Source organism: Amycolatopsis alkalitolerans, assembly GCF_006152065.1.
Classification (GTDB): Bacteria; Actinomycetota; Actinomycetes; order Mycobacteriales; family Pseudonocardiaceae; genus Amycolatopsis_E; species Amycolatopsis_E alkalitolerans.
This window is the reverse complement of sequence record NZ_VDFW01000012.1, coordinates 98,066-122,545: the sequence shown is the minus strand read 5'-3', so window position 1 is coordinate 122,545 and position 24,480 is coordinate 98,066. Positions and strand designations below refer to the sequence as shown.

Sequence of the window (24,480 nt, the reverse complement as noted above, 5' to 3'; positions counted from 1 at the left end):
AACAAAGGAGCGTCAACGATGCCTATTCACATCAAGGCCGATATGGCGGCCAGTGTCTGGAAGGTGCTCGTCGAGCCTGGCGACCAGGTCGCCGAGAATCAGCAACTGGTGATTCTCGAGTCGATGAAGATGGAGATTCCGGTGGTCAGTTTCTCAGCCGGGGTGGTGATCACGGTCGTGGCCTCGGAAGGCTCGTCGGTGCTGGAAGGCGACGTCCTGGTCACGCTGTCCGACGACGGCGAGACCGGCTGAGCCGGCCACCCGGACAACGAATCGGAGGCTTGTGAGCAGAATTCGCTGAACACCATTCGCGCTCGTTCGATGACATCGAGTAAGAGTCAACGACGGCTCGACACCAAAAAGGTTCCGTGCACCCCTTTGCGGCGTTCACGGCGAGTTTTTCAGCGGCTTTTGAAAGAAATCATCCCTACTTGACTTCGGCGAAGGCGGAATAGATACTACTGAGCACTCACTAAAGTGCCGGAGCGCTAACCACCAGAGAGAGAGTCATCGTGGACTCATCACTCAACTCCAGGCGTCGAACCAAAGTGCCACGCCAAACGAATGTCGGCCGATCGCCAGGACGGACCCGGATTCTCGACTGTGCTCTGGCCGCCTTTTGCGAGAACGGCTACCAGGCCACCAAGGTCAAGGAGATCGCCGAACGTGCCGGCGTTACCGTGCCGGGTATCTATCACCACTTCACGTCGAAGTACCAGATCCTGATGATCCTCATCCGGCGGGTGATGGACGATCTCATCGAGGAGACGTCGAACGCGATGGACAAGGCCGGGACCGACCCGGTCGACCGGTTCGCGGCGGCGGTGGAGACGCACGTCCGGTTCCATGCCGAGCGCCAGCAGGAGAGCTTCGTCGGCAACACCGAACTGCGCAGCCTGGAGCGGGACGACCTGACCGAGATAGTCCGGCTGCGCGACGCGCAACAGGAGACGTTCGAACGGCTGGTGGCGGAGGGCGTCGCCGCGGGGCGGTTCCACGTGGACTCGGTGAAGGATGCCAGCCGCGCCGTGGTGACCATGTGCACGTCGGTCGCCACCTGGTACCGCACCGGCGGGGCCCTGACCAGTGATCAGGTCGCCGCACAGTACCGGGTGTACGCCCTCGGGGCGCTGCACGCGGATTCACCCGGTGGCGCGCGGTGAACGGCCCGCGGTTCGGCCTGCGGCTGCCGCCGATCGCCGTGGACGCCCCGCCCGACACGATCGGCACGATCGCCGTGGCGTGCGAGAAGGCGGGACTGGCTTCGTTCTGGTTGCCCGATCGGCTGGTCGGCGTCGATGGTTACCTGCGCTTCCTCGGCGAGTCCCAGGTCCTCGACCCGCTGGTCGGGCTCGCCTACTGCGCCGCGGTGACCTCCCGCATCCAACTCGGCACCGCGGTACTCGTCGCACCGTTCCGCCATCCCCTCGCGCTCACCAAGGCCGTCGCGTCTCTCCAGGCGGTCACCGGTGACCGCCTGGTGCTCGGCGTGGGGACGGGGTGGAACCGGGACGAGTTCGCGGCCATCGGGCTGGACGCGCGGCAACGCGGATCGCGCACCGACGAAACGCTCGACGTACTGCGGGGGGCACGCGGCCACCGCGTGTTCGCCCACCGGGGCAGGCACTTCCGGTTCGACGAGGTGCTGATGGGACCACCGGTCCGGAACTCGCTGGAACTGTGGATCGCCGGTGGTCCGAACGCCGGTACCTATCACCAGCTGGGTCCACCCGAATTCGCCCGCCCGGTGCTCGACCGGATCAGCCGGGCGGAAGGATGGCTGTCCCGGCCGACCACGTCGGTGACGCAGATTCGCGCCGGCCGGGTGGCGATCACCGAACGCCGCAAGGAACTGGGCACCGACGGCGGCCCGTTCACGGTGGCGCACGTGAACTGGTGCCACCTGGTGGACGGCACCCGCGAACAGGCTCTGTCCCAGCAGGAAGCCGCGTTCGCGGAAGCACTGGGCAAGGGAACGCCCTTCGAAGTGGCCCGGCAGCTGCACTGGACCGGTTCCCTCGCGGATGTCCGCGACCGCGTGGCGCAACTCGTGGATGCGGGCGTGGAACACATTGTGGCGAGCCCGGTCGCACCCGGCCCGGAACAGGTCGAGCTGTGGGCGACCGGAGTGCTCGAGCCATGGGGATTTCGGCCGGAGAACTGAGGATGTGAGACCGTGACAGAACGATACGCGCTGGAGGCTCGGCACGTCACGCACCAGTTCGACACCGCCGCGGCCAGTCCGCTGGCGACCGATGACGTGACGTTCGGGGTACCCCGTGGCCAGTTTCTTGCCATCGTCGGCCCGAGCGGCTGCGGCAAGACCACCGTGCTGAACATGATGGCCGGGTTGATCCGGCCCACCTCCGGTGAGGTGTACCGGAACGGTCAGCCCGCCGTGCGGGTCGACCGGTCGGTGGGCTACATGTTCGCCCGGCCCGGCCTGATGCCGTGGCGGACCGTGAGCGACAACATCAAGCTGGGCCTGGAATTCCGGGGCGTCCGGCGCAGAACAAGGGCCGAGGAAGCGGACCGGCTGCTGGTGCTCGTCGGCCTGGCGAACTACCGCGACGCCTATCCGGCGGAACTGTCCCAGGGTATGCGCCAGCGCGCGGCACTGGCCCGCACTCTGGCGCTGGACCCGGAATTCCTGTTGATGGACGAACCGTTCGGCGCGCTCGACGCGCAGACCAAGATCCTGATGCAGGAGGAATTCACGAAAGTCTGGGAAGGCACCGACAAGACCGTCGTGTTCGTGACCCACGACGTGTCCGAGGCAATCGCACTGGCCGACCGGGTGCTGGTGTTCACCGCCAGTCCAGGGCGTATCAAAGCCGAGATCGACATCGGGCTGCCGCGTCCGCGTCACCCGGATTCACTACGTTTCGACGCCACCTACCAGAAGTATTTCGAACGTATCTGGAACGAGCTGAGGGGAGAGGTCATTGTTTCCTAGCGAAACCGACGGCGCGACGCGTCCGGCCGAGCGCCTGAAGGACTCCTCCGCCACGCGGCCGCACATCCCCGCGCCGATCCGCCGGGCCCGGCGTCGCGGCACCTGGCGGCGTACCGGAATCATCGGCGGCCGGCTGGTCCTGCTGGCCGCACTGCTGGTGGCCTGGCAACTGTGCTCGAACGCCAGAATCGTCGATCCGTACTTCGTCAGCAGCCCGGCCGGCGTGGCGAACTTCCTCTACGACTACGTCCGGAGCGGGGCGCTCTGGACACACCTCGAGGTGACTCTGCGAGAAACGCTGATCGGATTCGCCATCGGCAGCGCGGGCGGTATCATGGCCGGCCTGCTGCTGGCCCGTTTTCAGGTGCTCGACGACCTGCTCGACCCGTTTTTCGTGGTCGTCAACTCGCTGCCCCGGGTCGCGCTCGCCCCGCTTTTTCTGCTGTGGTTCGGTCTGGGCGCGTTGTCGAAGATAATCCTGGCGATCAGCCTGGTCTTCTTCATTCTGCTGGTGAACACCCGGGTCGGCATGCGGAATGTGGACACCGATCTGGTCACGGTCGGCAAGCTGCTCGGCGGAAATGAATTCCAGATGTTCCGTTCGGTGCTGCTTCCGGCGTCGCTTCCGGCCATTCTGGCCGGGTTGCGACTGGGCATCATCTACGCCCTGCTCGGCGCGGTGGTCGGGGAGATGATCGCCGCCGAAGCGGGTATCGGACAGCAGTTGACCTACTTCTCCGGCACGTTCCAGACCGCCGGCGTGATCGGCATGCTCGTCGTGCTGGCCATCATCGCCGCGGTGCTGGACGCGCTCACGGTCCTCGCCGAACGGCGTCTGCTGCGCTGGCAGAAGAAGGGCCGCATGTGAACGCCCGCCATGCCGGAGCACTGCTGGGGGTGACAAGCAGCCGTCGGTGGAATCCCAGAAAGGCACGCCCTATGAAACCCACGTCACTACGACACGCTGTCGCGCTCGTCGGCGCGATCCTGTGCACGTCTCTGGCCGTCGCCGCTTGCGGTGGCAGTCAGCCCTCCGGTGCCGGCGCGCTGAAAATCGCCCAGTACCCGGGTAGCCTGATCAGCTTCCCAGCCCGGGTGGCGCAGGCCGAGGGCATCTTCGCCAAGCACCACCTGAATGTCAGTCTGATCGACGTGTCCGGCGGTCCGGACGCGAACGCCGCGGTGGTCAGCGGCAGCGCCGACATCCAGCTGAACTCGATGGACAACCTCATGCTGGCCCGCGCTCAGGGCCAGGACATGGTCGCGGTGTCCGGCAACACGACGACACCCATCTTCAGTGTGGTGGTGAACAACAAGTTCAAGGGTGTGACGCATTCGGGCAAGTTCCCGGAGGCGATCACCGCACTGAAGGGCGCGAAGATCGGCGTCACCCAGCGCGGCGCGAGTGTGGAACTGGTGATGCGCTACCTGCTGTCGAAGGCGGGCCTGAACCCGGACAAGGATGTCACCTTCGTCGGGGTCGGCGCGCCGCCCACCGCCGTTCCCGCGCTGCAGCACGGCACGATCGACGCGGTGGTGGCGTTCGAGCCGATGCAGACGCAGGCGGTATCGATCGGAAAGTACGCCACCAACGTGTTCGATCTGCGCACCAACGACCTGCCGACCGAACTGAAGGACCTGGACTGGGACTACAACCAGTGGGCCGCGCTGAAGTCGAATGTCGACCGGAAGCAGCAGACCTTCAAGGACTTCCAGGCGGCCATGAAGGAAACGTACGACTTCATCGCCGACCCGGCGAACTTCAACACGCTGGTGGACGTCGGCCTCAAGGCCATCGCCAATGACAAGACACTGGTGACCGAGATGCTGAAGTCGAACCTCAACAGTTTCGGCTTCCGCATCAACCAGCAGAAGGTGGAGAACACGTCGAACTTCCTGCTCAACTTCGACAAGATCAAGACACCGGTGGCATACAACGACATCGTCGACCCGGGCGCGAGGTGAACCGCGAGATGGCAGGATTTCTCGACCTGACGCATCCCCTGAACAACTCGATCCCGGTGGCGCCGATCCTGCCCGGGGTGAAGTTCGACCCGGTGATGTCGCTGGCGGACGGCAAGCCGAATGTGCTGATGTGCACGATGCCGAGCCATTGCGGCACGCATGTGGACGCACCCCGGCATTTCATCGCCGACGGCATGACGATCGACGACGTCCCGCTGGACTGGCTGGTCGGCCCCGCGTGCGCGATCGATTTCGATCTCGCGGAGCGTCAGGAGATCACCGCCGCGATGCTGGACGGCGCGGGCGGTCATGTGCGCCGCGGTGACCGGTTGCTGGTCAGGACGGGTTTCACCACGCGCTACTGGCAGCCCAGCTACGTCGAGCACCCGTATTTCACCGAGGATGCGGCCGGCTGGATGATCGACCGGGGCATCCGGCTGCTCGGCATCGACATGCTGACGCCGGACAAACCGCATTCGCTGCGGGACTCGGGCTTCAATTTCCCGGTGCATCACATCCTGCTCGGCAACGACGTGATCATCGTGGAAAATCTCCGCTTCGACAACCCGCTGCCGGAGCGGTTCGACGTGTCCATTCTGCCGTTGCCGATCCATGAGGGTGACGGCGCTCCGGCGCGCGCGTTCGCACACGTCGGCTGACGAATCCCGTTCCGCTTGGACTCGTCGGCCGTTTCGCGAAATCAGTCTGAGAGGGGTGTTGATGCTTGACGCCTAGCGAGCAAGCCGGGGCGGTCCCGGAAGGTACGGACCTTGCCGCGCTGTCGCGTGTGCTGGGCGACTGGCTGGGGCAGCCCGTCACCGGTGCGCTGACCATGCGCCTGATCACCGGTGGACGGTCCAATCCGACCTACGTCATCAGCGCCGGCGACCGGTCGTGGGTACTGCGCCGGCCGCCGTACGGATTCGTCCTGCCCACCGCCCACGATATGGGCCGGGAATTCCGGGTGCTCAGCGCGCTGGCCGGCAGCAAGGTGCCGGTTCCGGCCGTGATCGGGTTGTGTGAGGACACCTCGGTGATCGGTGCGCCGTTCTACGTCATGGAGCGGATCAACGGAATAACCCTGCGCACCGCACGGGAAACCGAGCGGATCACCGCCGACGAGCGTCGCGCGCTCAGCGAAGCGATCGTGGACACCCTGGTCACCTTGCACGAGGTGCCGATCGAGGCGGTCGGGCTGTCCGGCTGGGGGCGGCCGCGGCACTATCTGGCTCGGCAGCTGGCCCGGTGGCGGCGGCAGTGGGAGTCCTCACGGACCTCCCCGCGGCCGGAGGTGGACGAACTGCTGACCCGGCTGGGCCGCACCCTTCCCGTGTCCACCGAATTCGGCATCGTGCACGGCGACTACAAAATAGACAATCTCATGGTCGACCCCGGGGCCAGGTCGCGGATCCTGGCCGTTCTCGACTGGGAGATGTCGACGCTCGGCGACACACTGGCGGACATCGGAATCCTGGCCAGCTTCTGGGACGATCCCGGTGAGCCACCCAATCCGATCACCGCCGGTGCGACCGCGTTGCCCGGTTTCCTCGCCCGGCACGAGGTCATCGAACTCTATGCCGCCCGCCGGGACGTCGATCCGGCGGCGATCGACTGGTACCTGGTGTTCGCGGACCTGAAGATCGCGGTCATCCTGGAAGGCATTCACAGCAGATACCTGCAGGGTCATGCGGTGGGCGCGGCATTCGAGACGGTCGGTGCGATGGTCGGCACACTCCTCGATCGTGCCGTGCGGCGATCACACCGGTTAGGGCGGCGCACCGGTAATGGAGGCAGTTGAGATGGACCCGGATCTGGACCGTTTGCTCGCCGCCGCGGCGGCCGAGGTGCTCGCCAGGGACGGCAACACGCTCCCGGAGGACCGGAGCAAGCAAGTGCTGGCGTCCGCCGGACTGGCCGTGCCCCGATCGGTGGTCGTCGACAGCGCCGACGAGGCCGCGAGAGCGGATTCGCTGACCGCACCGCTGGTGGTGAAGGCACTCGGCGCGACACTGGTGCACAAGTCCGACGCCGGTGGCGTCGTCCTCGGAGTGGTGGATGCCGCCGCAGCCGCCCACGCGATCCGCCAGGTCGATGCCGGTGTGCGGGCGGCCGGCCACATACCGGAGCGCTTTCTGGTGGAGGAACAGGCCGGTCGCGGCGTCGAGATCATTCTGGGCGCGACGCGGCAACCGGGTGGCGCGTGGGCGGTCATGATCGGCCTTGGCGGTGTCTGGACCGAGATGCTGGAGGATGTCGGCGTCGGCGTGGCGCCGCTGACCCGGCCGGAGGTACACGGCATCATCGATGGACTACGCGGCGCCGGATTGCTCCACGGCGCTCGCGGTTCGGCGCCGGTCGACGTCGAGTCGCTGGTGGCGCAGATCGTCCGGTTCGCCGGGGTCGATGGGCTGCTCACCCGATTGCCCGATTGGGTCGAGGCGGTCGACGTCAACCCGATCGTGGTCACCGCCACCGGGAGCACGGCGGTCGATGCGAGCATCGTGGTCGGACCACCCGCGGACAGTTCCGGAACGGCACGAGCCGAGCCGGTTGCCACCGATTTCAGTCGGCTGCTCGAGCCCAAGTCGGTAGCCGTGGTCGGCGCGTCGGCTCGGCAGCCGAACCTGGGGAACGCGTTTCTGGATCAGCTGCGCGCCGGCGAATTCGGCGGGCGGATAGTCGTCGTGCACCCCACCGCCGAGACGGTCGACGGCCACGTCACGGTGCCCAGCCTGCGCGAACTGGACGAGCCGGTCGACTACGCCTACATCACGCTCCCGGCGCCGCAGGTCGCACCGGCGTTGACCGGCGCGGACGGCCGAGTCGGCTTCGCCCAGGTCATTTCCAGCGGCTTCGGCGAAATCGAGGCCGGCGGCGAGCGGGAAGCCGAACTGAGCCGGATCGCGGTCCGGGAACGAATCCGGGTCCTGGGCCCGAACTGCCTCGGCACGTTCTCGCCGACCGGGCGAATCTCCTTCGTGTCCGATCCGCCGTCCGAACCCGGCTCCGTCGCATTCGTGTCACAGAGTGGCGGGCTCAGTGTCGACGTGATCCGGCTGGGTGCCGCCCGTGGCATTTCCTTCCGCGCGGTGGTCAGCCTGGGAAACGCGATCGACGTGCGACCCGCGGAACTGCTCGACCACTTTCTGGCGGATCCGGACACCGCCGTCGTCGCGTTCTATCTGGAATCCATCGAGGCCGGCTTGGAACTGCTGGAAATGCTCCGCGGCCGCGGTCCGCACAAACCGGTGATTCTGCTGGCCGGCGGCCGGACCAGCGCCGGATCGACAGCCGCGTCGTCCCACACCGGAGCACTGGCCGCGAACGAGAAGGTGTGGCCCGCCATCGCCCGGCAGGCCGGGATCGTGCTGGTGGACGACCTGGGCGAACTGCTCAATTGCCTGGAGGTGTTTCATTTCCGCGACGTGCGGATCGCGGCCGGCGGCGGCGTGGTGTTGTTCGGCAATGGTGGCGGCACCAGCGTGCTCGCCTCGGACGCGCTGGCCCGGGCCGGGCTTCGGGTGCCTCTGTTGCCCGACGACGTGCTCGCCGGCCTGGCGGCGATCGGCCTGCCACCCGGAAACGGCCTGGCCAACCCCATCGACATTCCGGCGCGCAGCATGATCGTGGACGACGGCAGGGTGGCGAAGGACATCCTGAACGTGATCCACACCGGCGCGAAGCCGGGCACGGTGATCACCCACGTCAATATCGGCGTCATTCCGGCGACTCCCGACGCGAACGGCGACGATCTGGTGGAGAACGTGATCCGGGCGGTCGCCGCCGCCCGCGACGAGACCGGAGCGGGTACCCCGCACCTGATCGTGCTGCGCTCGGATCAGCGGCCGATCACCCAGGGCCGGGCCCAGCACTGCGCGGAGGTCGCCCGTGGCCTCGGCATTCCGGTGTTCGCGGAAATCCCGGATGCGATCGCCGCTTGCCGCGGACTGGTCGCCTATCACGCGGCAACGGCGTATCCGGCCGACCAGGAGAGGCAGCGAATATGACGACCGAACAGAACGAGGTAGAGCACGCCGCCAGAACGGCCACCGCGCGACGGATGGGCGGCGAGAAGAAGCTCCGCCAGCGGGCCGAACAAGGCATCCTGAACGTCGAGCAGCGCGTGGACCGCCTGTGCGATCCGGGCAGTTTCAAGGAAAGCGGCCGGTTCACCACCTCACAGCGACCCGGCGACGAAGAAACCACGCCACGGGACGGCAAGATCGCCGGCTTTGGCGCGGTATGCGGGCGGTCGGTGGCCGTGGTCGGCTACGACTTCACGGTCAAGGGCGCTTCCAGCGGTCCGATCAGCAACAAGAAGATGCAGCATATGAAGGACGTCGGCACCGCGTCCGGAATCCCGGTCGTCTACCTGTCGGAGTCGACCGGTGTGCGGATGCCGGACATCATGGGTGGCGCCGGGATGGCCACCCTGAGCGACCGCCGCCGATTCCTGCGGCTGCGGGAGAACCCATGGGCGTCGGCGGTTTTCGGTTATTCGTTCGGGTCGGCGGCCTGGCATGCGGTGTGTTCCGACTTCGTGGTGTTCCGGAAGGGTGCCGTGATGGCGGTGTCCAGCCCGGGACTGGTCGGCAGGGCCACCGGGCGTGAGGTCGGCAAGGAGGAACTGGGCGGCTGGCGGCTGCACGCCGAGATCACCGGAATCGCCGACGTGGTGGCCGACACCGACGAGGAGGCGATCGACTCGGTCCGCCGCTTCCTCGGCTACCTGCCCAGCCACAACCAGGAGGAACCACCGGTCATCGAGACCACGCAACCGGAGACCGACCCGGCGCGGACACTCGACCGGGTGCCGGAATCGCCGGCCGGCGTGTACGACGTGCGTGACGTGCTGCGGTGCGTCGTGGACGGTGGGTCGCTGTTCGAGCTGAAGGCCCGATTCGCCAGGAACCTGGTCACCGCGCTGGCCAGGATCGGCGGGAGGACGATCGGCGTCATCGCCAGCAATCCGGTCAACAAGGCCGGCGCGGTCGACGCGGACGCCTGTGACAAGGCGACGAGTTTCCTGGTGCTGTGCGACTCGTTCAACATCCCCGTGGTGTTCTTCGCGGACCAGCCGGGATTCCTGATCGGGGTCGAGGCCGAGAAACGGCGGATCACCGGAAAGGTCATCAACTGGATGAACGCGCTGTCCCAGATGACCGTGCCGAAGCTGACGATCATGATGCGGAAGGACTACGGCCAGGCGTTCGTGAACATGGGCGGCGGCGACACCGCCGACGCGGTGGCCGCCTGGTGGTCGGCACAGGTCAGTTTCATGGATCCGCGGTCGGCGGTGTTCGTGGTGCACGGACTGTCCGAGGACAAGGACCCCGATGCCTACCGTGATCGCCTCGCCGAAATGAGCCGCCGGACGACGGCCTACGACCTGGCCGGTGCCTATGGCGCGCACGACGTGATCGACCCGAGGGACACCCGGAACTGGATCGCCGAGCAGCTGGAGATTCATCGGCATCGGCCTACCGGCGGTGTCGGCGAGCACCTGCTGAGCAACTGGCCCACGACATTCTAGGAGGACGCGATGAAAACCTGGCTGCCGGCGTCGTTGCTGATCGCCAATCGAGGCGAAATCGCTCGCCGGATCGTGCGCACGGCGCGTGAGCACGGTGTGCGTTCGATCGTGGTGCACAGCCCTGGTGATGCCGAGTTGCCATTCGTCCGGGAGGCGGACGAGGCGATCGGCATCGACGATCTTCCGGAGTCCCAGGTGTATCTCGCGGCCGACCGGATCGTGTCGGCCGGGATGCGGTGCGGCGCCGAGGCGGTCCACCCGGGTTATGGGTTCCTGTCGGAGCGCGCGTCGTTCGCGCGAGCCGTCCAGGATGCCGGGATGCGCTGGGTCGGACCTTCGCCGGCGGCGATTGCCGCGGTGGGTGACAAGATCGAGGCCAGGCGGATCGTGGCCGAGGCCGGTGTCCCGGTCGGGAAGGGCTCCGGCGACTCGATCGACTCGCCGGAGGCCGCGATGGCGGAGGCCGAAGCCATCGGCTATCCGCTCATGCTGAAAGCGTCCGCCGGCGGTGGCGGAATGGGCATGTCCGTGGCGCACGACCAAGCGGAGTTGACCACACTGTTCGAAGCCACCCGGTCTCGCGCGGAGCGTCTGTTCGGCGACAGCAGGGTATTCCTGGAGCGCTTCGTCGAGCACGCGCGCCATGTCGAGGTGCAGATCTTCGGGCTGGCCGATGGCACGGTCGTCGCACTGGGCGAGCGCGACTGCTCCACGCAGCGGCGCAACCAGAAAGTGGTCGAGGAATCCCCGGCGCCGAACCTGCCGGGAGAGGTGCGGGACGAACTCCTGCGCGCGGCCGTGGTCGCCGGGCGGGCGGTCGGTTATCGCAATGCCGGAACCGTGGAATTCCTGGTCGACGCGGTCACGTTCGAATTGTCGTTCCTGGAGATGAATACCCGGCTCCAGGTCGAACACCCGGTGACGGAACTGGTGACCGGCCTCGATCTGGTGCACGAACAACTCCGGGTGGCGATGGGTGGTCCGCCCTCGGTCGGCCTGGCGGCCCGCGCGCCGTCCGGCCATGCCATCGAGGCCCGCGTCTGCGCCGAGGACCCCGTGCGCTTCCTGCCCGGTCCGGGCCACGTCACCCGCTGGGACGAGCCGGCGGGTGAGGGCATCCGAGTGGACAGCGGATATCGGCGCGGGAACACGGTGACCGCCGATTTCGACCCGCTCCTGGCGAAACTCTGCGCCCACGGCCCGACCCGGGACGCGGCGATCGGCCGGCTGCGCACCGCGCTCGACCAGTTCGCCATCGAAGGTCCGAAGACGAATCTCGAGTTCCTCCGCCGTCTGGTCCGCGACAGGCGGTTCGCCGACGGGCGCTACGACACCGGTCTGGTCCACGCCGTCCAGGCCGCGACTTGAGCGAGTGGCACCGAATCGGGTGCCTACGGCCGATCTGGGATCCGGCGGATCAGGGTTCGGCGCGGAAGATGAGGCCCGGTTCCTCGTATCGCGCCTCGGCAACCGCGTACAGCTTCTCGATTTCGGTGACGCGTGCGGGGAAGCTCGCGATCATGAGGGCGACTTCTTCCTTCAGCGGGCTCAGCCCGGCGGCGGTGAGTAGCGCCGGGACGACGACGGCGGGATCGGTTTCCATGCGGTTTCCCTTCTACAGGTCGGGTGTCTGCAGGTGCGAGGTAGTGCGTTGCTGGTAGGCGAAACCGGCGGCCAGCACGGCGGCCTCGTCGAACGGTTTGCCGATGATCTGCAGGCCTAGCGGCAGCCCGTCGCTGGTGAAGCCCATCGGAACCGACATCGCCGGGTTGCCGAGCGCGTTCCAGTAGGGCGTGTGCAGCGCGTCGACGATGTCGTCGAGGGTCAGTTTCTCGACCTCGGGCGCGCCGCACGCGCTGGTCGGCGTCAGGATCAGGTCCACGTCGTCGAACAGGGCCGCGACCTTGTGCTGTCCGACCCTGCGCACCCGCTGGGCCTGCACGTAGTCGCCGGCGCTGATGAGCGCCCCGGTGGCGACGGCCATCCGGGTACCCGCACCGTAGTCGAGCCACCGGGCGCGCAGGTCCGGCTGGTGGTAGGCGTAGGCCTCGGCGGTGAGCCCGATCATGGTGGCCGACTTGAGCTCATCGTAGAGCGGCAGCCGCACTTCGACGACCTCCGCTCCGGCGGCCGTCAGCTCGGCGACTGCCGCGTCCAGGGCCGGTTTCAGCTCCGGTACCGTCATCGGTGAGCGGTCGAGCAGCATGTCGATCCCGATCCGCATCCCTTCCAGGGAACCGGTGAGCCCGCTGGAGTAGTCGCCGACCGGCCGGTCGACTGACGTCGCGTCACGGGCGTCGTGTCCGGCGAGCACGGTCAGCATCGCCGCACAGTCCTCGGCGGTGCGCGCCATGGGTCCGATGTGGTCATAGCTGTAGCCGAGCGGTACGCAGCCGGCCTTCGGCACCCGGCCGAAGGTCTGCTTGAGTCCGGTGATCCCGCAACTCGTTGCCGGGTAACGGATGCTGCCGCCGGTGTCGGTGCCGAGGCCGCCGAGGAACAGCCCGGCCGCCACCCCGTTGCCGGTGCCCGAGCTGGACCCGCCGGGATAATGGCGCGTGTTCCACGGGTTGCGCGGGATCGGGAACGGCTTTTCCGGATCGGGGGTGCCGATCGCGTACTCCATCGTGGTGGTCTTGCCGGTGATGATCGCGCCCGCGGCCCGCAGCCGTGCCACGACCGGCGCGTCCCCGCCGGCACCCCACGCACGGTCGAGCACAAGGCTCTGCGCGGTGGTCGCGCCCTCCTCGGTGGCGATGATGTCCTTGATTCCCAGCGGAATCCCGTGCAGCGGGCCGCGGTCGGTGCCACCGGCCAGTTCGGTGTCGGCCTTCGCCGCGGCCGCGAGCGCGGTCTCGTCGAACCGGGACAGGTACACGCCGAGCTTCTCGTCGTGCGCGTCGGCTGCGGCGAACGCGGCTTCAGTGAGCGCGACGGACGTCGTCTCGCCGTTTCGCAGCGCGGCGGCGGCCTCGGTGATAGTCAGGTACATGACGCTCCTCCTCAGGCGGCCGCGGGCAGGGCCGGGCGGCGCAGGTGATGGGCGGTGGCGGCCTGGTAGGCACCGCCGAGAGCGAACAGGGTCGCCTCGTCCCGGGGGCGCCCGACGAACTGCACGCTCACCGGCAGCCCGTCCACCTCGCCCGAGGGCACGACGAGCGCGGGGGAGCCGGTGAGGTTGAACGGAACGCTGACCCGGCAGGCCGCGTCGAGCCACGGCACTTCCCGGTCGCCGAGATCGGACGTCATCTCCGGGGCGATGAGCGGGGGCAGCGCGGTCATCGCCGGCGTGACGAGCGCGGCGCAGCCGGCCATCGCATCGTCGAGTTCCCGCTGGAACAGCGGGCGCAGGCGCAGCGCCCGCAGGTAGTCGGCGGCGCTGACGAACGGGGCCGCGCCGAGTAGCGAGGCGCCCATCTCGTCCCGATCCTCTATTTTGGACACGTGTTCTTCGTGCAGGGACAGCATTTCCGCGTAGATGATCCACCAGCCCGCGACGGCGGCGAGGTCGAAGGTCGGCAGCTCCACGTCGACGATCTCCACCCCGAGCGCGGTCAGTTCCCCGAGTGCCGTCTCGTACTCGGCGGCCACCGCGGGGTGCATCTCGGCCTCGAGGAAGGTGCGGTTGCGCGCGACCCGCATCCCGCCGACGTCCTGGCCGAGCGCCGAGGTGAACGGCGCCTCCTCGGCCGGCAGCGCCGTGGGGTCGAGGGGATCCGGCCCGGCGATCACGTCGAGCATCAGCGCGGCGTCGGCCACGCTGCGGGTCATCGGCCCAGCATGGTCCATGGTCCACGACAGGCCCATCACCCCGTGCCGGGGCACCCGGCCGTAGGTGGCCTTGATCCCGGTGATCCCGCAGAACGAACTGGGGATGCGGATCGAGCCGCCGGTGTCGGTGCCGATGGCGAGCGGAACCTGGCCCAGCGCCACCGCGGCACCGGAGCCCGAGGACGAGCCGCCCGTGGTGCGGCGGTGGTCCCACGGGTTGAGCGTAGGCCCGAACGTCTTGTTCACGGCGCCGCCGCAGGCGAACTCGAACGTCGCGAGCTTGGCGAGCAGCACCCCGCCGGCCTCGGCCAGGCGCGCGGCGAGCACGGCATCGGTGCCGGGGACGTAGTCGCGGTACAGCGCCGACCCGCCGGTGGTCGGAATCCCCGCGGTGGCCACGATGTCCTTGAGCCCGTAGGGAACGCCTTCCAGCGGGCGGGCGGTGCCGTCGCGCCAGCGCGCGTCGGACTCGGCCGCCCGCACGAGTGCGGACTCGGCCAGCAGAGTGATGATCGAGTTGACCGCCGGGTCGGTGGCCTCGATGCGGGCGAGACAGGCCGCGGTGGCCTCGCTCGGGGTCGCGGTCCCGGCGGCGAACGCGGCCAGCAGTTCGGTCGCGGTGAGATCGGCGAGGTCGCTCATGCCTTTCCTCCCCTGGCGATCCAGGCGAGAGCGGTCGCGGGCTCGGTGACGGGTTCGGTGAACGGCAGCGGGAGCGCCCGCAGCCGTTCCAGGTCGGGGCGGTAGCGCGCATGCGTCGCGTAGGCCTGGGAGAGCCGTTCCGGGGTGAGGGAGATGTCGGAGTTCGCGATGAATACGGTGAACTCCTCGGGCGTGGGCACGGGCACGAGTTCCTCCTTGACGACGGACGGGTGCGGGCGCCGGGGCAGCGTCTCGCGGACGGAGAGGGTGAGCAGGAGGCCGCCGAACAGGAGGGCGGCCGTGGCCGTGAGCGCGGTGTGCACCCCGCCGACGGCGATGCCGGCGCCGGCGAACACCCCGCCGGTGAGCATCCCGATATCGCAGGCGATCCGGTAGGCCGCGAGCGCGGTCTCCGGTGTTTCGGCGAGGTCGATCGTCATCGCCGCCGGCACCACCCAGGTGGCGCCGACGGTCACTCCGGCGGCGAGCGCACCGAAGGTGAACGCGACCGGCCCGCGCACGACCGTGGCGAGCGCGGTGACGGCGACCGTGCCCCAGGCCAGCGCGGTCGCCAGCGGAAGCAGCCTGCCGTGCCGGTCACTGAGCCCACCGCCGAAGTGCATCGTGGCGACGTCGGCGACCGACAGTGCGAACAGCGCGACGCCGAGCGCGACCCAGCCCATCCCGAGCCGGGCGCCGAGCAACGGCACCAGCGTCAGCGCGAGCCCGGACCGCACGGCCTGGCCGAGCCCGGTGAGCACCAGCACCGACCACATCCGCCGCCCGCGCACACCGAGCCCGGCCGGCAGGCCCAGCCGCGGCCGGACGTCGGAAACCCAGCGGGGCGCGAGAAACCAGGCCGCCGCCGCACCGGCCAGGTTCACCACGCCGCACACGCCGAACAGCAGCCGCAGCCCGTCCGGTCCCGGTGCCGCCGCCGCGATCAGGCCGCCACCGAGCGGCCCGGTGGCTACGCCGAGGAACCAGAACGCGTTGAACGTCCCGATGGCGCGGCCGCGGGTGTGCTCGCCCACGAGGCGGACGGCGAGGGCGATCCCGCCGCCCATGAACAGCGCGGTGCCGAAGCCCTGCAGCACCCGCGCGAGCCCGACGACCTCCCAGCTGGTGGTGACCGCCGAGAACAGGCACCCGACGCCGAACACCAGCAGCGAGACCGTCAGCGCGGTGCGGGAGGACACCCGTGGCACGAACCTGGTGCCGAGGAAATCCACCAGCAGCAAGGACAATCCGATCGAGGACACCACGTAGGCCGCCGAGGCCGGGGAGCCGCCGAGACCCACCACGAGCAGCGCGGTGAACGGCGCGGTCAGCCCGAACCCGACCCCGGCCACGACGACTACCAGATGAAACCGGCGCCGGGCGCCCGCGTCGGCGTCCGCCCGCACCGGCAGCCGCACCGCGCGGACGGGCGCGACCTCGATCACCGCGACCCGGCGGGTGCGATGTCCACCGCCGCGCCGCCGGGCATGACTCCAGCCGCGTCCTCGACCACCGCACCGGCGCGGAAGGTCAGTGCATCCTGCCACAGCGGCGCGATGATCTGGATCGACGTGGGCATCGAGGTCTCCGGGTCGGCCCCGCTCGGCACGGCGAGCGCGGGGTGCCCGGAAAGGTTGAGCACGCACGTGTTGCTGACCATCGTCGTGCCCCGCGAGAGCAGCTCGGGGTCCTCGGCGGGACGGTCGAGCAGCACGGGCGCGACCTGCGGGGTGGTCGGCGTGACGAGCAGGTCGAACTCCCCGAACGCCGCGTCGATCTGCGCGATGAGGGCGCGGCGCAGGTTGGCGGCCTTGGCGAAGTAGGTGGAGAAGTACTTGTCGTGCAGGTACCGGCCACCCATCAGCCACACCTTGAAGAACGGCGGGAACGAGTCCGCCTCGAGCCGCCGTACCAGGCCGAACGCGTGCGCCCGCTCGACATCGACCTCGCCGAGATGCGAGTAGCCGGCGCCGTCGGACTGCGCGGTCAGCCAGGCCAGGTGCAGCAGCAGGGTGGTCTCGATCGCCCACGCGTCCGTCCACAGTGGAATTGAAACGGGGTACACGGTCGCGCCGGCCGCGTCCAGAGCCGCACATGAGGACTCGAACGCGGCGAGCACGCCGGGCTCGCACAGGGCGGGGTCCCGGCCCTCGGTCACCACGCCGATCCGCAGCCCGGCCACGCCGCCGGTGAGGGTTGCGGCGGCGCTCGTCGGTGACGGTTTCGCCCGGACCCATTGCGGGTCACGATCGGAGTGCCCGCTCATCACGTCGAGCATCCTGGCGGTCAGGTCCACTGTGGACGCCATCGGGCACACGGCGTCGATGGTGTGGTCCATGTAGGTCAGCCCGTGCGAGGGCACCAGGCCCTGACTGGGCTTGATGCTCACGATCCCGTTGAAGGAAGCGGGAATCCGGGCCGATCCTCCCTCGTCGACACCGATCGCCAGATCGACCGCGCCCGATCGGACGGCCGAACCGGATCCGCCGGACGAGCCACCCGCCGAGCGGGTCGGGTCGACGGCATTGCGGGCCGGGCCGTACCAGCTGGACTCGCCGGTGCCCGAGGTGGAGAAGTCGTCGAGGTTGGTCTTCCCGACGATGTCGGCCCCGGCGGCGAGCAGCCGCGACACCACGACCGCGTCGGTCGACGGCGTGTAGCTCAGCGTCCGGGACGAGTTCGTGATCGGGACGCCCGCGACCGCGAGGTTGTCCTTCACACCCACGGTCAGTCCTTCGAGGACACCCGCGGCCGCGCCTTTCACGTGACAGCGGCGGATGAACGCGTGGAACGGGTCGTCGGCGTCACTGACCGGGCCGCCGGGGTCACGGTCGGTGTAGGTGAGCGGCGGGGTCGGCGCGTGCAGTTCGTCGACCCGGTCGACTCCGGCGAAGGTCTGGTCGAGGATCCGCGCGTACTGCTCGGCCTCGCGTGGGGTGAGCGACAGGTGCTCGGCCGCGCCGAGCCCGGCGACCTCGTCGGGAGTGGGGCGGCGCACGAAGCCGCGGATGCGTCCACGGGGCATCGCCATGGCGGTCTCCTTTCGTTGGCGGAAAGCTCAGCCGACCGAGAGTTGGGTCAGATCGGCGAACCAGGACTGCGGTTGCACGAACCCGTGCACGCTGGGGGCGAGGACGCGCGGGTTGCGGTCGTTCACCACGACGAGCCACGGCGAGTCCTTGCCGAGGATCTGCGCGGCCTGCGAGTAGAGGTTCGCCCTCGCCTTGTCGTCGCCCACCGTCCGCGCCCTGGCGAACAGGTCGTCCACCTGCGGGTTGGAGTACTTGCCGGCGTTGATCCCGGAGTCGGTGCCGAACCAGCTGCGCCAGAAGCCTTCCTGCTGGTAGCTCAGGGAGATGTTGAGCGCGTCGGCGTTGTCGGGGATCTTGCCGACGAAGTAGTCGTTCAGCATCGCCGCCCATTCGATGGGCTTGAGCTCCACCTTGACGCCCACCGCGGCGAGGTCGGTCTGCAGCGCGGTGTTCATCGGGGTGGGCACCATATTGCCCGAGCCGCTCGTGGGGTAGGACAACGTCATGGTGAACCCGTTGGGATATCCGGCTTCCGCGAGCAGCCGCTTGGCCTTCGCCGGGTCGTAGCCGTACACGTCGTCGGCGGGTTCGTAGGCGGCGTTGGCGTGCGGCACGTAGCCGAGAGCGGGTTCGGCGGTGCCCTTGAGGATGTTGTCCACGAGCGCCTGCCGGTTGATGGCCCAGTTGAGCGCCTCGCGCACCTTCACGTCGTCGAACGGCGCCTTGGTCATGTTGTAGACCCACGGCCAGATGTGGTCGTAGGAGTTGGTGAGCACCTGGAAGCCCTGCGACTTGAGGCTCGGCACGTCGTCCGGCGGCGGCACCTCGATCCAGTTGACCTCACCGGAGCGCAAGGCCGCGGTGCGGGCGGTCGGGTCGGGGATCGGGCGCAGGATCACCTTGTCCACCTTCGGCCTGCCCGCCCAGTACTTGTCGTTGGCCACCATGACCATCCGCTGGCCGCGCACGAGCGAGTCGAACTTGAACGGCCCGGTGCCCACCGGCTTCTCCGCGAAACCCTGGTTACCCTCGGCCTTGATCGCGGTGGGGCTGCCGAAATAGACGGTCGCGAGGTCGCTGGGCAGGTATGCCCACGGGCCGTTGGTGTCGATCTGGATGGTGAGGTCGTCGATCTTGTGATAGGCCTTGATCCCGGCGATCGACAGTCCACCCTGGGCGTTGAGTTCCTGGTAGAAGTCCGGGCTGGTCTTGTTGAGGTAGCGGTCGAGGTTGAAGATCGCGGCGTCGGCGTTCCACGGGGTGCCGTCGTGGAAGGTCACGCCGGGACGCAGCTTGAACGTCCAGCTCGTCAGGTCGGCATTGGGGGCCCACGACTCGGCGAGATCCGGGATGATCTTCGGGATCTGGTCGCTCTTGGTCAGGTCGAACTTCGTCAGGCCGTCGTAGAGCTGGTTGCCGACGAAACGCAGGCCTTCGTAGCCCTGTCCCTGGGCGAGCCCGGTGTCGAGAACGGGGATGTCGGACGCGGTCATGCCGATGATCAGCGTGTTCCCGCCATCGCCCGCGGAGGTGGCGCTGCCGCCGCACGCGGACAGCACGAGTGACAGGACGGCGAGCAGTGCGCCCAGGAGTGTGAACCGCCTCTTCCGGCGGGCTGGGTAACGGGGCACGATCTTTCCTCTCGGCAAGGGATTTCGGGGCATGGGGGATCAGCCCGGCGGCCACGGTGGCCGCCGGCCGGGGATTTCGTTGTGCTGGCTGGGTTCAGCCGGGCACGGCGACGGGGCTCACGTGGACACACGCCGCGTGGTGGCCCGGCGCCGCCTCGGCGAGCGGTGGCCATTCGGCCTGGCAGACCGTTTCCGCGACCGGACAGCGGGTGCGGAACCCGCAGCCGGACGGGGGATCGGCGGGGTTGGGGAGGTCACCGGAGAGCACGATGCGCTCTCGTCCCTGCCCCGGGGTCGCCGAAAGCAGGGCACGGGTGTACGGGTGCCGGGGGTCGGCCCACAGCTCCCGCGCCGGGGCGAGTTCCACGACCCGGCCGAGGTACATCACGGCGACGCGGTCGGAGATGTGCTCCACCACGGCCAGGTCGTGCGAGATGAACAGGAACGCCACCCCGGTCTCGGCCTGCAGGCCGGCGAGCAGGTTGAGCACCTGCGCCTGCACGCTCTTGTCCAAAGCGGACACCGCTTCGTCGCACACGACGAGGTCCGGGGACGTGGCCAGCGCACGCGCGATCGCGACGCGCTGCAACTGGCCGCCGGACAGCTCGTGCGGAAACCGCTCGGCCTGTGCGGCGGTGAGCCCGACCCGCTCCAGCAGTTCCAGCACCTGCGGGCGGCGCGCCGCCCGCTCCGTCCCGTGGGCCCGCAGGTTGAACTCGATCGACTGGCGCACCCGCAGCCTCGGGTTGAGTGAGGTCTGCGGGTTCTGCGGCACCACCTGCAACCGCGCACGCAGCGCGCGCATCCGGCCGTGACCGAGCCCCGCGAACGGGATCCCGTCGAACGTCACCGACCCGGTGTCCGGCGCGAGCAGGCCGAGCAGCATCTTCCCGATGGTCGACTTCCCGCACCCGGACTCGCCGACCACGCCGAGCGTCTCTCCTTTGTGGACCGTCAGCGAAACGTCCGAGACCGCGCGGACTCCGTTGCCGAACGTCTTGCTCAGGTTTTCGGCTTGCAGCAGCACGTCGCTCATCACGCCACCACCCGTTCGGCGTTCACCACGGGGCACGCGGCGGCACGATCTTCCGCGACGGCGACCAGGGGCGGATCCTCATGGGTGCACGAGGGCCGTGCCTGGCGGCAGCGCGGCGCGAACGCGCACCCGGCCGGGAACGCGCCGACCGGCGGCGGAGCACCGACGATCGAGCGCAGTGCGCCACGCGCGGCACCCGGGGTCGGCAGGGATTCGAGCAGGCCCGCAGTGTAGGGATGCCGTGGCGCGGAAAGGACTTCGCTCGCCGGGCCCGCCTCGACGAGGCGGCCGGCGTACATGACCCCGACCCGGCCACCGAAGTCCGCGGCGACCCCGACGTCGTGCGTGACCATCAGCACCGCCATCCCGAGGCGCTGCTGCAGTCGGGCGAGCAGCTCCAGGATCTGCGCTTGCACGGTCACGTCCAGCGCGGTGGTCGGCTCGTCGGCGATGAGCACCTGCGGGTCGCAGCTGACCGCGATGGCGATCACGGCCCGCTGCCGCATCCCGCCGGACAGCTCGTGCGGGTAGCTGCCGGCCACCCGCTTCGGGTCCGGGATGCCGACCATCGCCAGCAGCTCCTCGGCACGCCGGTGCGCCGCGGTCTTGACTCCTTCGACGCCGTGCACGGCGAGCACCTCGGCGAGCTGGGAACCGATGCGGCGCAAGGGATCCAGCGCACCCGTGGGGTCCTGCGGGACGAGCGCGATCTGGTTGCCGCGTATCGCGCGCAGCCGCGGTTCGCCCAGCCCGAGCAGTTCCTGGCCCGCCAGCCGCACGCTGCCGCCGATTTCGGCCGACGAGCCGTAGAGCCGCATGATGGAGCGCGCGGTGACGGACTTCCCGCTGCCGCTCTCGCCGAGCAACATCATCGTCTCGCCGCGGCCGATCGTGAACGACACGCCGCGCACGACCTCGGTCCGGCGCCGCCGGGCGACGAATGTGGTGGACAGGTCACGGACTTCCAGTGGCGGGATCACCGTCATGCCCGCACCTCCCCGCGTACGTCGAGCAGATCGCGCAGGCCGTCTCCGAGCACGTTGAACGCCACCGACGCGACCAGGATCGCGAGCGCCGGGATCGCGGCAAGGAACGGCGCCGAGTAGATGTACTGGGTGTGCTCGCTGACCATCAGCCCCCATTCCGCGGTCGGCGGCGAGATACCGAGGCCCAGGAAGCTCAGGCCTGCTGCGTATACAATGGACAGTCCAATCAGGGCAGTGCAGTAGACGACGACGGGCGGCGCGACATTGGGCAGCACCTGCCGCAGCGCGATCGCCGAGCGGCGCGCGCCGCTCGCCCGGGCCGCCTCCATGTAGTCGAGGTCGACCAGCCGCCGGGTCTCGGTCTCCGCGACGCGGGCCACCGGCGGCACCAGGATCACCGCGAGTGCGATGATCGCATTGGACAGTCCCGAGCCCAGCGCGGCCGCAATCGCGACGGCCAGCAGCACCGCCGGGAACGCGTAGAACACGTCCAGCGTGCGCATGATCAGCCGCTGGCCCCACCGGCCGGACAGCCCGGCCGTCACGCCGAGCCCGGTGCCCACGACCGCGGCGAACAGCACCGGGATGAGTCCGGCCAGCAAGGAGAGGCGCGTACCGTCCACGAGCCGCGCGAGCACATCGCGGCCCTGGCCGTCGGTACCCAGCACGTGCCCGGGGGTGCCGGCCGGCAGCAGCCGGTGTGCGGTGTCGCCTGCCAGCGGGTCGCCGACCAGCAGTGGCCCGGCGAGGGCGGTGAGCACGATCAGCAGCACCACCACGCCGGCGACGGTGGCGCTGACGGTCATCCGGCGGCGCCGGGGTTTGCTCGCCGTGGTGGTGTCCGGTAGCGACGCCGCCTCGGTCAGTGTGGTCATCGAAGACTCCTCGGCAGTTCGTGGACGGGGGACCGGCGACGCTGCCGTCAGGTACGGATGCGGGGGTCGACAAGCCCGTGCAGCGCGTCGACCACGAGGTTGATGAGCACGAACGCGAACGCGGAGACGAGCACCCCGGCCTGGATGACCGGCAGGTCCCGCTGGGTGATCGACTGGTAGACGAGCAACCCGATCCCGGGCCAGGCGAACACGGCCTCGACGAACACGACCCCGCCGAGGAGGTAACCGATCTGCAGGCCGGCGACCGTCAGCAGCGACGGCACCGTGTTGTGGAACGCGTGCCGCATCACCCTGGCCCGTGACAGCCCGCGCGCGGTGAGCGCCTCGATGAAGTCCATGCTCATCACGTCGAGCACGGACGAGCGGAACATCCGCGCGATGATCCCGGCCGGCACGAGTGCCGCGGTGACGGCCGGCAGGATGAGATGGTTGAACAGGTCCACGAAGCCGCCGTCGCCGTTCGGGTTGTGCATGCCGCTGACCGGGAACAGGCCCGCGTTCGAGGCAAGGTAGATGATCAGCAGCAGGCCGATGGAGTACTGCGGTACGGAGATCGAGAACAGCGCGAACGCGTTGCCGATCCGCGCCGCGATCCCGGTGCGGCGCAGGCCGGTCAGCGCGCCGATGGCGAGGCCGAGCACGATCGCGAGCGCCCCGGCGGCGACGGTGAGGATGAGCGTGTTCACCAGTGCGTCGAACACGATCGGCGCGACCGCGTCGTGCCGGGCGATACTCGTGCCGAAGTCGCCGGTGATGCTGTGCGAGAGCCACGAGAAGTACTGCACCGGCAGGGGATCGTCGAGCCCGAGCCGCGCGTGCAGCGCGGCCCTGGCCTCGGGGCTGCCGGTCGGCCCGAGCATCGAGGCGACCGGGTCGCCCGGAATGATCTTGATGGTGACGAAGATGACGATGGACACGCCGATGAGGATCGGGATCGTCATCAGCAGCCGCCGTCCGAGATAGCCGGCCATCACGCCTCCAGCGCGGACTGATGCCGGCGGCGCTGCCAGCGGTGACGGGGAAGTTGGGCCAGTAACGCGATGCGGTCGCCTCGCACCCTGGCGAAGGCGTACTCGAGCGGCCGTCCCGTGTGATCGCGGACGAGCCGTTCGAACAGCATCAGCGGGGCGCCGGGCGGGACCTCGAGCAACGCGGCCGCGTCGTCGTCGGCGAGGATCGCTTCCACGGCCTGATCGGTGACGCCGAGCTCGAACCCGGCCAGCTCGTAGACGGCGTACCACTCGCTCACCGCCTGCCCGTGCTTGACCACGCCCACCAGCGGGAGCGGTACATAGGCGGTGCAGGCGTAGTACGGTTCGGCGCCGAGTACGGCGAGGTACTCGACGACGCCGCATTCGGTGCCGGGGCGGAGGCAGAGCCGGTCCGCGACTCGTGGCGCCGCGGTCTCCTTGCTGATCGCGAGAATCCGGTGGGACACCCGCTCCATCGCGGGTTCCGGACCGTGCAGGTGGCTGAAGGAGTGGCGCACCTTGGAGGCGACGGAAAAGGTGCCCGTCCCCTGCACGCGCTTGACGAGACCCTCCTCGCGAAGCAGCGCCAGCGCGTCCCGGATAACCTGACGGCTGGCAGAAAAGGCCAGCATGAGTTCGGCCTCGCCGGGCAGCGCGCCGGCGGGGAACTCCTCGTGCACGATGGCCGCCCGGAGCAGGTCCCGTACCCGGCGGGCAGCGCCCAGGCGGCGTTTGGTCCGGGGGTCCATTCTGGCCTGCTTCATGCGGTTAGAGTGCATCGACATCCGATTCGACCGGAAGGCCGGAAGCGTAACGCCGTCGTTAAGCCGGGAGAATGATCGCGTCACCGGCTTTGACCTGCGCGAACTCGGGTGCCGGCGAGTCGAAACGCGGGATGGTCGTTCCGTCCGGCCGGAAGAGCGGCACCGTGATTTCCGGCTGCGGCCACGTCCCGCCGAGGAAGCACCCGACGTGATGCTCGCCGCCCTCACCGACTTCTTCGCGCCGCACCGATGAGTTTCGGGTGGATCCGTCGTCAGTACCTCTGGATGTACCGGAGG

The 24,480-nt window shown here is 69.0% G+C and carries 23 protein-coding genes; 11 read left to right on the top strand and 12 right to left on the bottom strand.

All coding sequences use genetic code 11. From position 1 onward, the window contains the following. Nucleotides 1-18: 18 nt before the first annotated feature. The 11 genes from FG385_RS16055 to FG385_RS16005 all read left to right on the top strand — a co-directional run bounded on the left by FG385_RS16055 (nucleotide 19) and on the right by FG385_RS16005 (nucleotide 11,822). Nucleotides 19-252, top strand: coding sequence for a biotin/lipoyl-containing protein (locus FG385_RS16055; protein ID WP_139097546.1), 234 nt, complete (start codon nucleotides 19-21; stop codon nucleotides 250-252). 296 nt (nucleotides 253-548) lie between these two features. Beyond that, the gene (locus FG385_RS16050) at nucleotides 549-1,163 is read left to right on the top strand and encodes a TetR/AcrR family transcriptional regulator (protein WP_139097545.1); all 615 of its coding nucleotides are present in this window, start codon (nucleotides 549-551) and stop codon (nucleotides 1,161-1,163) included. After that, on the top strand, nucleotides 1,160-2,164 hold the full coding sequence (locus FG385_RS16045; RefSeq protein WP_139097544.1) for an LLM class flavin-dependent oxidoreductase: 1,005 nt from the start codon (nucleotides 1,160-1,162) through the stop codon (nucleotides 2,162-2,164). The genes FG385_RS16050 and FG385_RS16045 overlap by 4 nt, the downstream gene beginning before the upstream one ends. 96 nt (nucleotides 2,165-2,260) lie before the next feature. Further along, nucleotides 2,261-2,956, top strand: a complete 696-nt coding sequence (locus FG385_RS16040) for an ABC transporter ATP-binding protein (RefSeq protein WP_160148824.1) — start codon at nucleotides 2,261-2,263, stop codon at nucleotides 2,954-2,956. Then, nucleotides 2,946-3,824: an ABC transporter permease gene (locus FG385_RS16035; protein WP_139097542.1), complete on the top strand. Its 879-nt coding sequence runs from the start codon at nucleotides 2,946-2,948 to the stop codon at nucleotides 3,822-3,824. Before FG385_RS16040 ends, FG385_RS16035 begins: the two co-directional genes overlap by 11 nt. A gap of 71 nt (nucleotides 3,825-3,895) precedes the next feature. Continuing rightward, the gene (locus FG385_RS16030) at nucleotides 3,896-4,921 is read left to right on the top strand and encodes an ABC transporter substrate-binding protein (RefSeq protein ID WP_139097541.1); all 1,026 of its coding nucleotides are present in this window, start codon (nucleotides 3,896-3,898) and stop codon (nucleotides 4,919-4,921) included. 8 nt (nucleotides 4,922-4,929) lie between these two features. Then, nucleotides 4,930-5,580 carry a cyclase family protein gene (locus tag FG385_RS16025; RefSeq protein ID WP_139097540.1) on the top strand — a complete coding sequence of 217 codons (651 nt, stop codon included), beginning with the start codon at nucleotides 4,930-4,932 and terminating at the stop codon, nucleotides 5,578-5,580. Between the two features lie 65 nt (nucleotides 5,581-5,645). Next, the gene (locus FG385_RS16020; protein WP_200834482.1) at nucleotides 5,646-6,719 is read left to right on the top strand and encodes a phosphotransferase family protein; all 1,074 of its coding nucleotides are present in this window, start codon (nucleotides 5,646-5,648) and stop codon (nucleotides 6,717-6,719) included. A gap of 1 nt (nucleotide 6,720) precedes the next feature. Beyond that, nucleotides 6,721-8,928 carry an acetate--CoA ligase family protein gene (locus tag FG385_RS16015; RefSeq protein ID WP_160148823.1) on the top strand — a complete coding sequence of 736 codons (2,208 nt, stop codon included), beginning with the start codon at nucleotides 6,721-6,723 and terminating at the stop codon, nucleotides 8,926-8,928. Next, a complete protein-coding gene (locus FG385_RS16010; protein WP_139097538.1) occupies nucleotides 8,925-10,454 on the top strand; it encodes an acyl-CoA carboxylase subunit beta in 1,530 nt (509 codons plus the stop codon). The genes FG385_RS16015 and FG385_RS16010 overlap by 4 nt, the downstream gene beginning before the upstream one ends. Before the next feature lie 9 nt (nucleotides 10,455-10,463). Beyond that, nucleotides 10,464-11,822, top strand: a complete 1,359-nt coding sequence (locus tag FG385_RS16005; protein WP_200834481.1) for an acetyl-CoA carboxylase biotin carboxylase subunit — start codon at nucleotides 10,464-10,466, stop codon at nucleotides 11,820-11,822. Between the two features lie 49 nt (nucleotides 11,823-11,871). On the opposite strand, the gene FG385_RS16000 is transcribed toward FG385_RS16005, so the two are convergent. From FG385_RS16000 to FG385_RS15945, 12 genes are all read right to left on the bottom strand, one after another. Beyond that, nucleotides 11,872-12,057 (bottom strand): hypothetical protein, encoded by a 186-nt coding sequence (locus FG385_RS16000; protein ID WP_139097537.1) that lies wholly within the window; start codon nucleotides 12,055-12,057, stop codon nucleotides 11,872-11,874. Nucleotides 12,058-12,069: 12 nt separating this feature from the next. Continuing rightward, nucleotides 12,070-13,446, bottom strand: a complete 1,377-nt coding sequence (locus FG385_RS15995; protein ID WP_139097536.1) for an amidase — start codon at nucleotides 13,444-13,446, stop codon at nucleotides 12,070-12,072. An 11-nt stretch (nucleotides 13,447-13,457) separates the two neighbouring features. Next, nucleotides 13,458-14,867, bottom strand: a complete 1,410-nt coding sequence (locus FG385_RS15990; protein ID WP_139097535.1) for an amidase — start codon at nucleotides 14,865-14,867, stop codon at nucleotides 13,458-13,460. Beyond that, nucleotides 14,864-16,312 carry an MFS transporter gene (locus FG385_RS15985; RefSeq protein ID WP_160148822.1) on the bottom strand — a complete coding sequence of 483 codons (1,449 nt, stop codon included), beginning with the start codon at nucleotides 16,310-16,312 and terminating at the stop codon, nucleotides 14,864-14,866. The genes FG385_RS15990 and FG385_RS15985 overlap by 4 nt, the downstream gene beginning before the upstream one ends. Continuing rightward, the gene (locus tag FG385_RS15980; protein WP_139097533.1) at nucleotides 16,309-17,898 is read right to left on the bottom strand and encodes an amidase family protein; all 1,590 of its coding nucleotides are present in this window, start codon (nucleotides 17,896-17,898) and stop codon (nucleotides 16,309-16,311) included. The genes FG385_RS15985 and FG385_RS15980 overlap by 4 nt, the downstream gene beginning before the upstream one ends. 27 nt (nucleotides 17,899-17,925) lie before the next feature. Continuing rightward, the gene (locus FG385_RS15975; RefSeq protein WP_235022593.1) at nucleotides 17,926-19,530 is read right to left on the bottom strand and encodes an ABC transporter substrate-binding protein; all 1,605 of its coding nucleotides are present in this window, start codon (nucleotides 19,528-19,530) and stop codon (nucleotides 17,926-17,928) included. Nucleotides 19,531-19,624: 94 nt separating this feature from the next. Continuing rightward, on the bottom strand, nucleotides 19,625-20,566 hold the full coding sequence (locus FG385_RS15970; protein ID WP_139097531.1) for an ABC transporter ATP-binding protein: 942 nt from the start codon (nucleotides 20,564-20,566) through the stop codon (nucleotides 19,625-19,627). After that, nucleotides 20,566-21,552 (bottom strand): ABC transporter ATP-binding protein, encoded by a 987-nt coding sequence (locus tag FG385_RS15965; protein ID WP_139097530.1) that lies wholly within the window; start codon nucleotides 21,550-21,552, stop codon nucleotides 20,566-20,568. Before FG385_RS15965 ends, FG385_RS15970 begins: the two co-directional genes overlap by 1 nt. Continuing rightward, entirely contained in the window at nucleotides 21,549-22,427 is an 879-nt protein-coding gene (locus FG385_RS15960; RefSeq protein WP_139097529.1) for an ABC transporter permease, read from the bottom strand. The genes FG385_RS15965 and FG385_RS15960 overlap by 4 nt, the downstream gene beginning before the upstream one ends. A gap of 47 nt (nucleotides 22,428-22,474) precedes the next feature. Then, a complete protein-coding gene (locus tag FG385_RS15955; protein ID WP_139097528.1) occupies nucleotides 22,475-23,419 on the bottom strand; it encodes an ABC transporter permease in 945 nt (314 codons plus the stop codon). After that, nucleotides 23,419-24,183, bottom strand: a complete 765-nt coding sequence (locus FG385_RS15950; protein ID WP_139097527.1) for a GntR family transcriptional regulator — start codon at nucleotides 24,181-24,183, stop codon at nucleotides 23,419-23,421. The genes FG385_RS15955 and FG385_RS15950 overlap by 1 nt, the downstream gene beginning before the upstream one ends. A 58-nt stretch (nucleotides 24,184-24,241) precedes the next feature. Beyond that, complete coding sequence (locus FG385_RS15945; protein WP_139097526.1) at nucleotides 24,242-24,430, bottom strand: hypothetical protein; 189 nt, start codon at nucleotides 24,428-24,430, stop codon at nucleotides 24,242-24,244. Between the last annotated feature and the right edge of the window lie 50 nt (nucleotides 24,431-24,480).

Excerpts from the sequence above, each read along its gene's own strand:
- FG385_RS15955 (WP_139097528.1), bottom strand. The coding sequence starts at position 23,419 with ATGGCCGGCTATCTCGGACGGCGGCTGCTGATGACGATCCCGATCCTC.
- FG385_RS15965 (WP_139097530.1), bottom strand. The coding sequence starts at position 21,552 with ATGACGGTGATCCCGCCACTGGAAGTCCGTGACCTGTCCACCACATTC.
- FG385_RS15950 (WP_139097527.1), bottom strand. The coding sequence starts at position 24,183 with ATGAAGCAGGCCAGAATGGACCCCCGGACCAAACGCCGCCTGGGCGCT.
- FG385_RS15980 (WP_139097533.1), bottom strand. The coding sequence starts at position 17,898 with ATGGCGATGCCCCGTGGACGCATCCGCGGCTTCGTGCGCCGCCCCACT.
- FG385_RS16055 (WP_139097546.1), top strand. The coding sequence starts at position 19 with ATGCCTATTCACATCAAGGCCGATATGGCGGCCAGTGTCTGGAAGGTG.
- FG385_RS15990 (WP_139097535.1), bottom strand. The coding sequence starts at position 14,867 with ATGAGCGACCTCGCCGATCTCACCGCGACCGAACTGCTGGCCGCGTTC.
- FG385_RS16000 (WP_139097537.1), bottom strand. The coding sequence starts at position 12,057 with ATGGAAACCGATCCCGCCGTCGTCGTCCCGGCGCTACTCACCGCCGCC.
- FG385_RS16015 (WP_160148823.1), top strand. The coding sequence starts at position 6,721 with ATGGACCCGGATCTGGACCGTTTGCTCGCCGCCGCGGCGGCCGAGGTG.
- FG385_RS15960 (WP_139097529.1), bottom strand. The coding sequence starts at position 22,427 with ATGACCACACTGACCGAGGCGGCGTCGCTACCGGACACCACCACGGCG.
- FG385_RS15970 (WP_139097531.1), bottom strand. The coding sequence starts at position 20,566 with ATGAGCGACGTGCTGCTGCAAGCCGAAAACCTGAGCAAGACGTTCGGC.
- FG385_RS16010 (WP_139097538.1), top strand. The coding sequence starts at position 8,925 with ATGACGACCGAACAGAACGAGGTAGAGCACGCCGCCAGAACGGCCACC.
- FG385_RS16025 (WP_139097540.1), top strand. The coding sequence starts at position 4,930 with ATGGCAGGATTTCTCGACCTGACGCATCCCCTGAACAACTCGATCCCG.
- FG385_RS15995 (WP_139097536.1), bottom strand. The coding sequence starts at position 13,446 with ATGTACCTGACTATCACCGAGGCCGCCGCCGCGCTGCGAAACGGCGAG.
- FG385_RS16005 (WP_200834481.1), top strand. The coding sequence starts at position 10,464 with ATGAAAACCTGGCTGCCGGCGTCGTTGCTGATCGCCAATCGAGGCGAA.
- FG385_RS16030 (WP_139097541.1), top strand. The coding sequence starts at position 3,896 with ATGAAACCCACGTCACTACGACACGCTGTCGCGCTCGTCGGCGCGATC.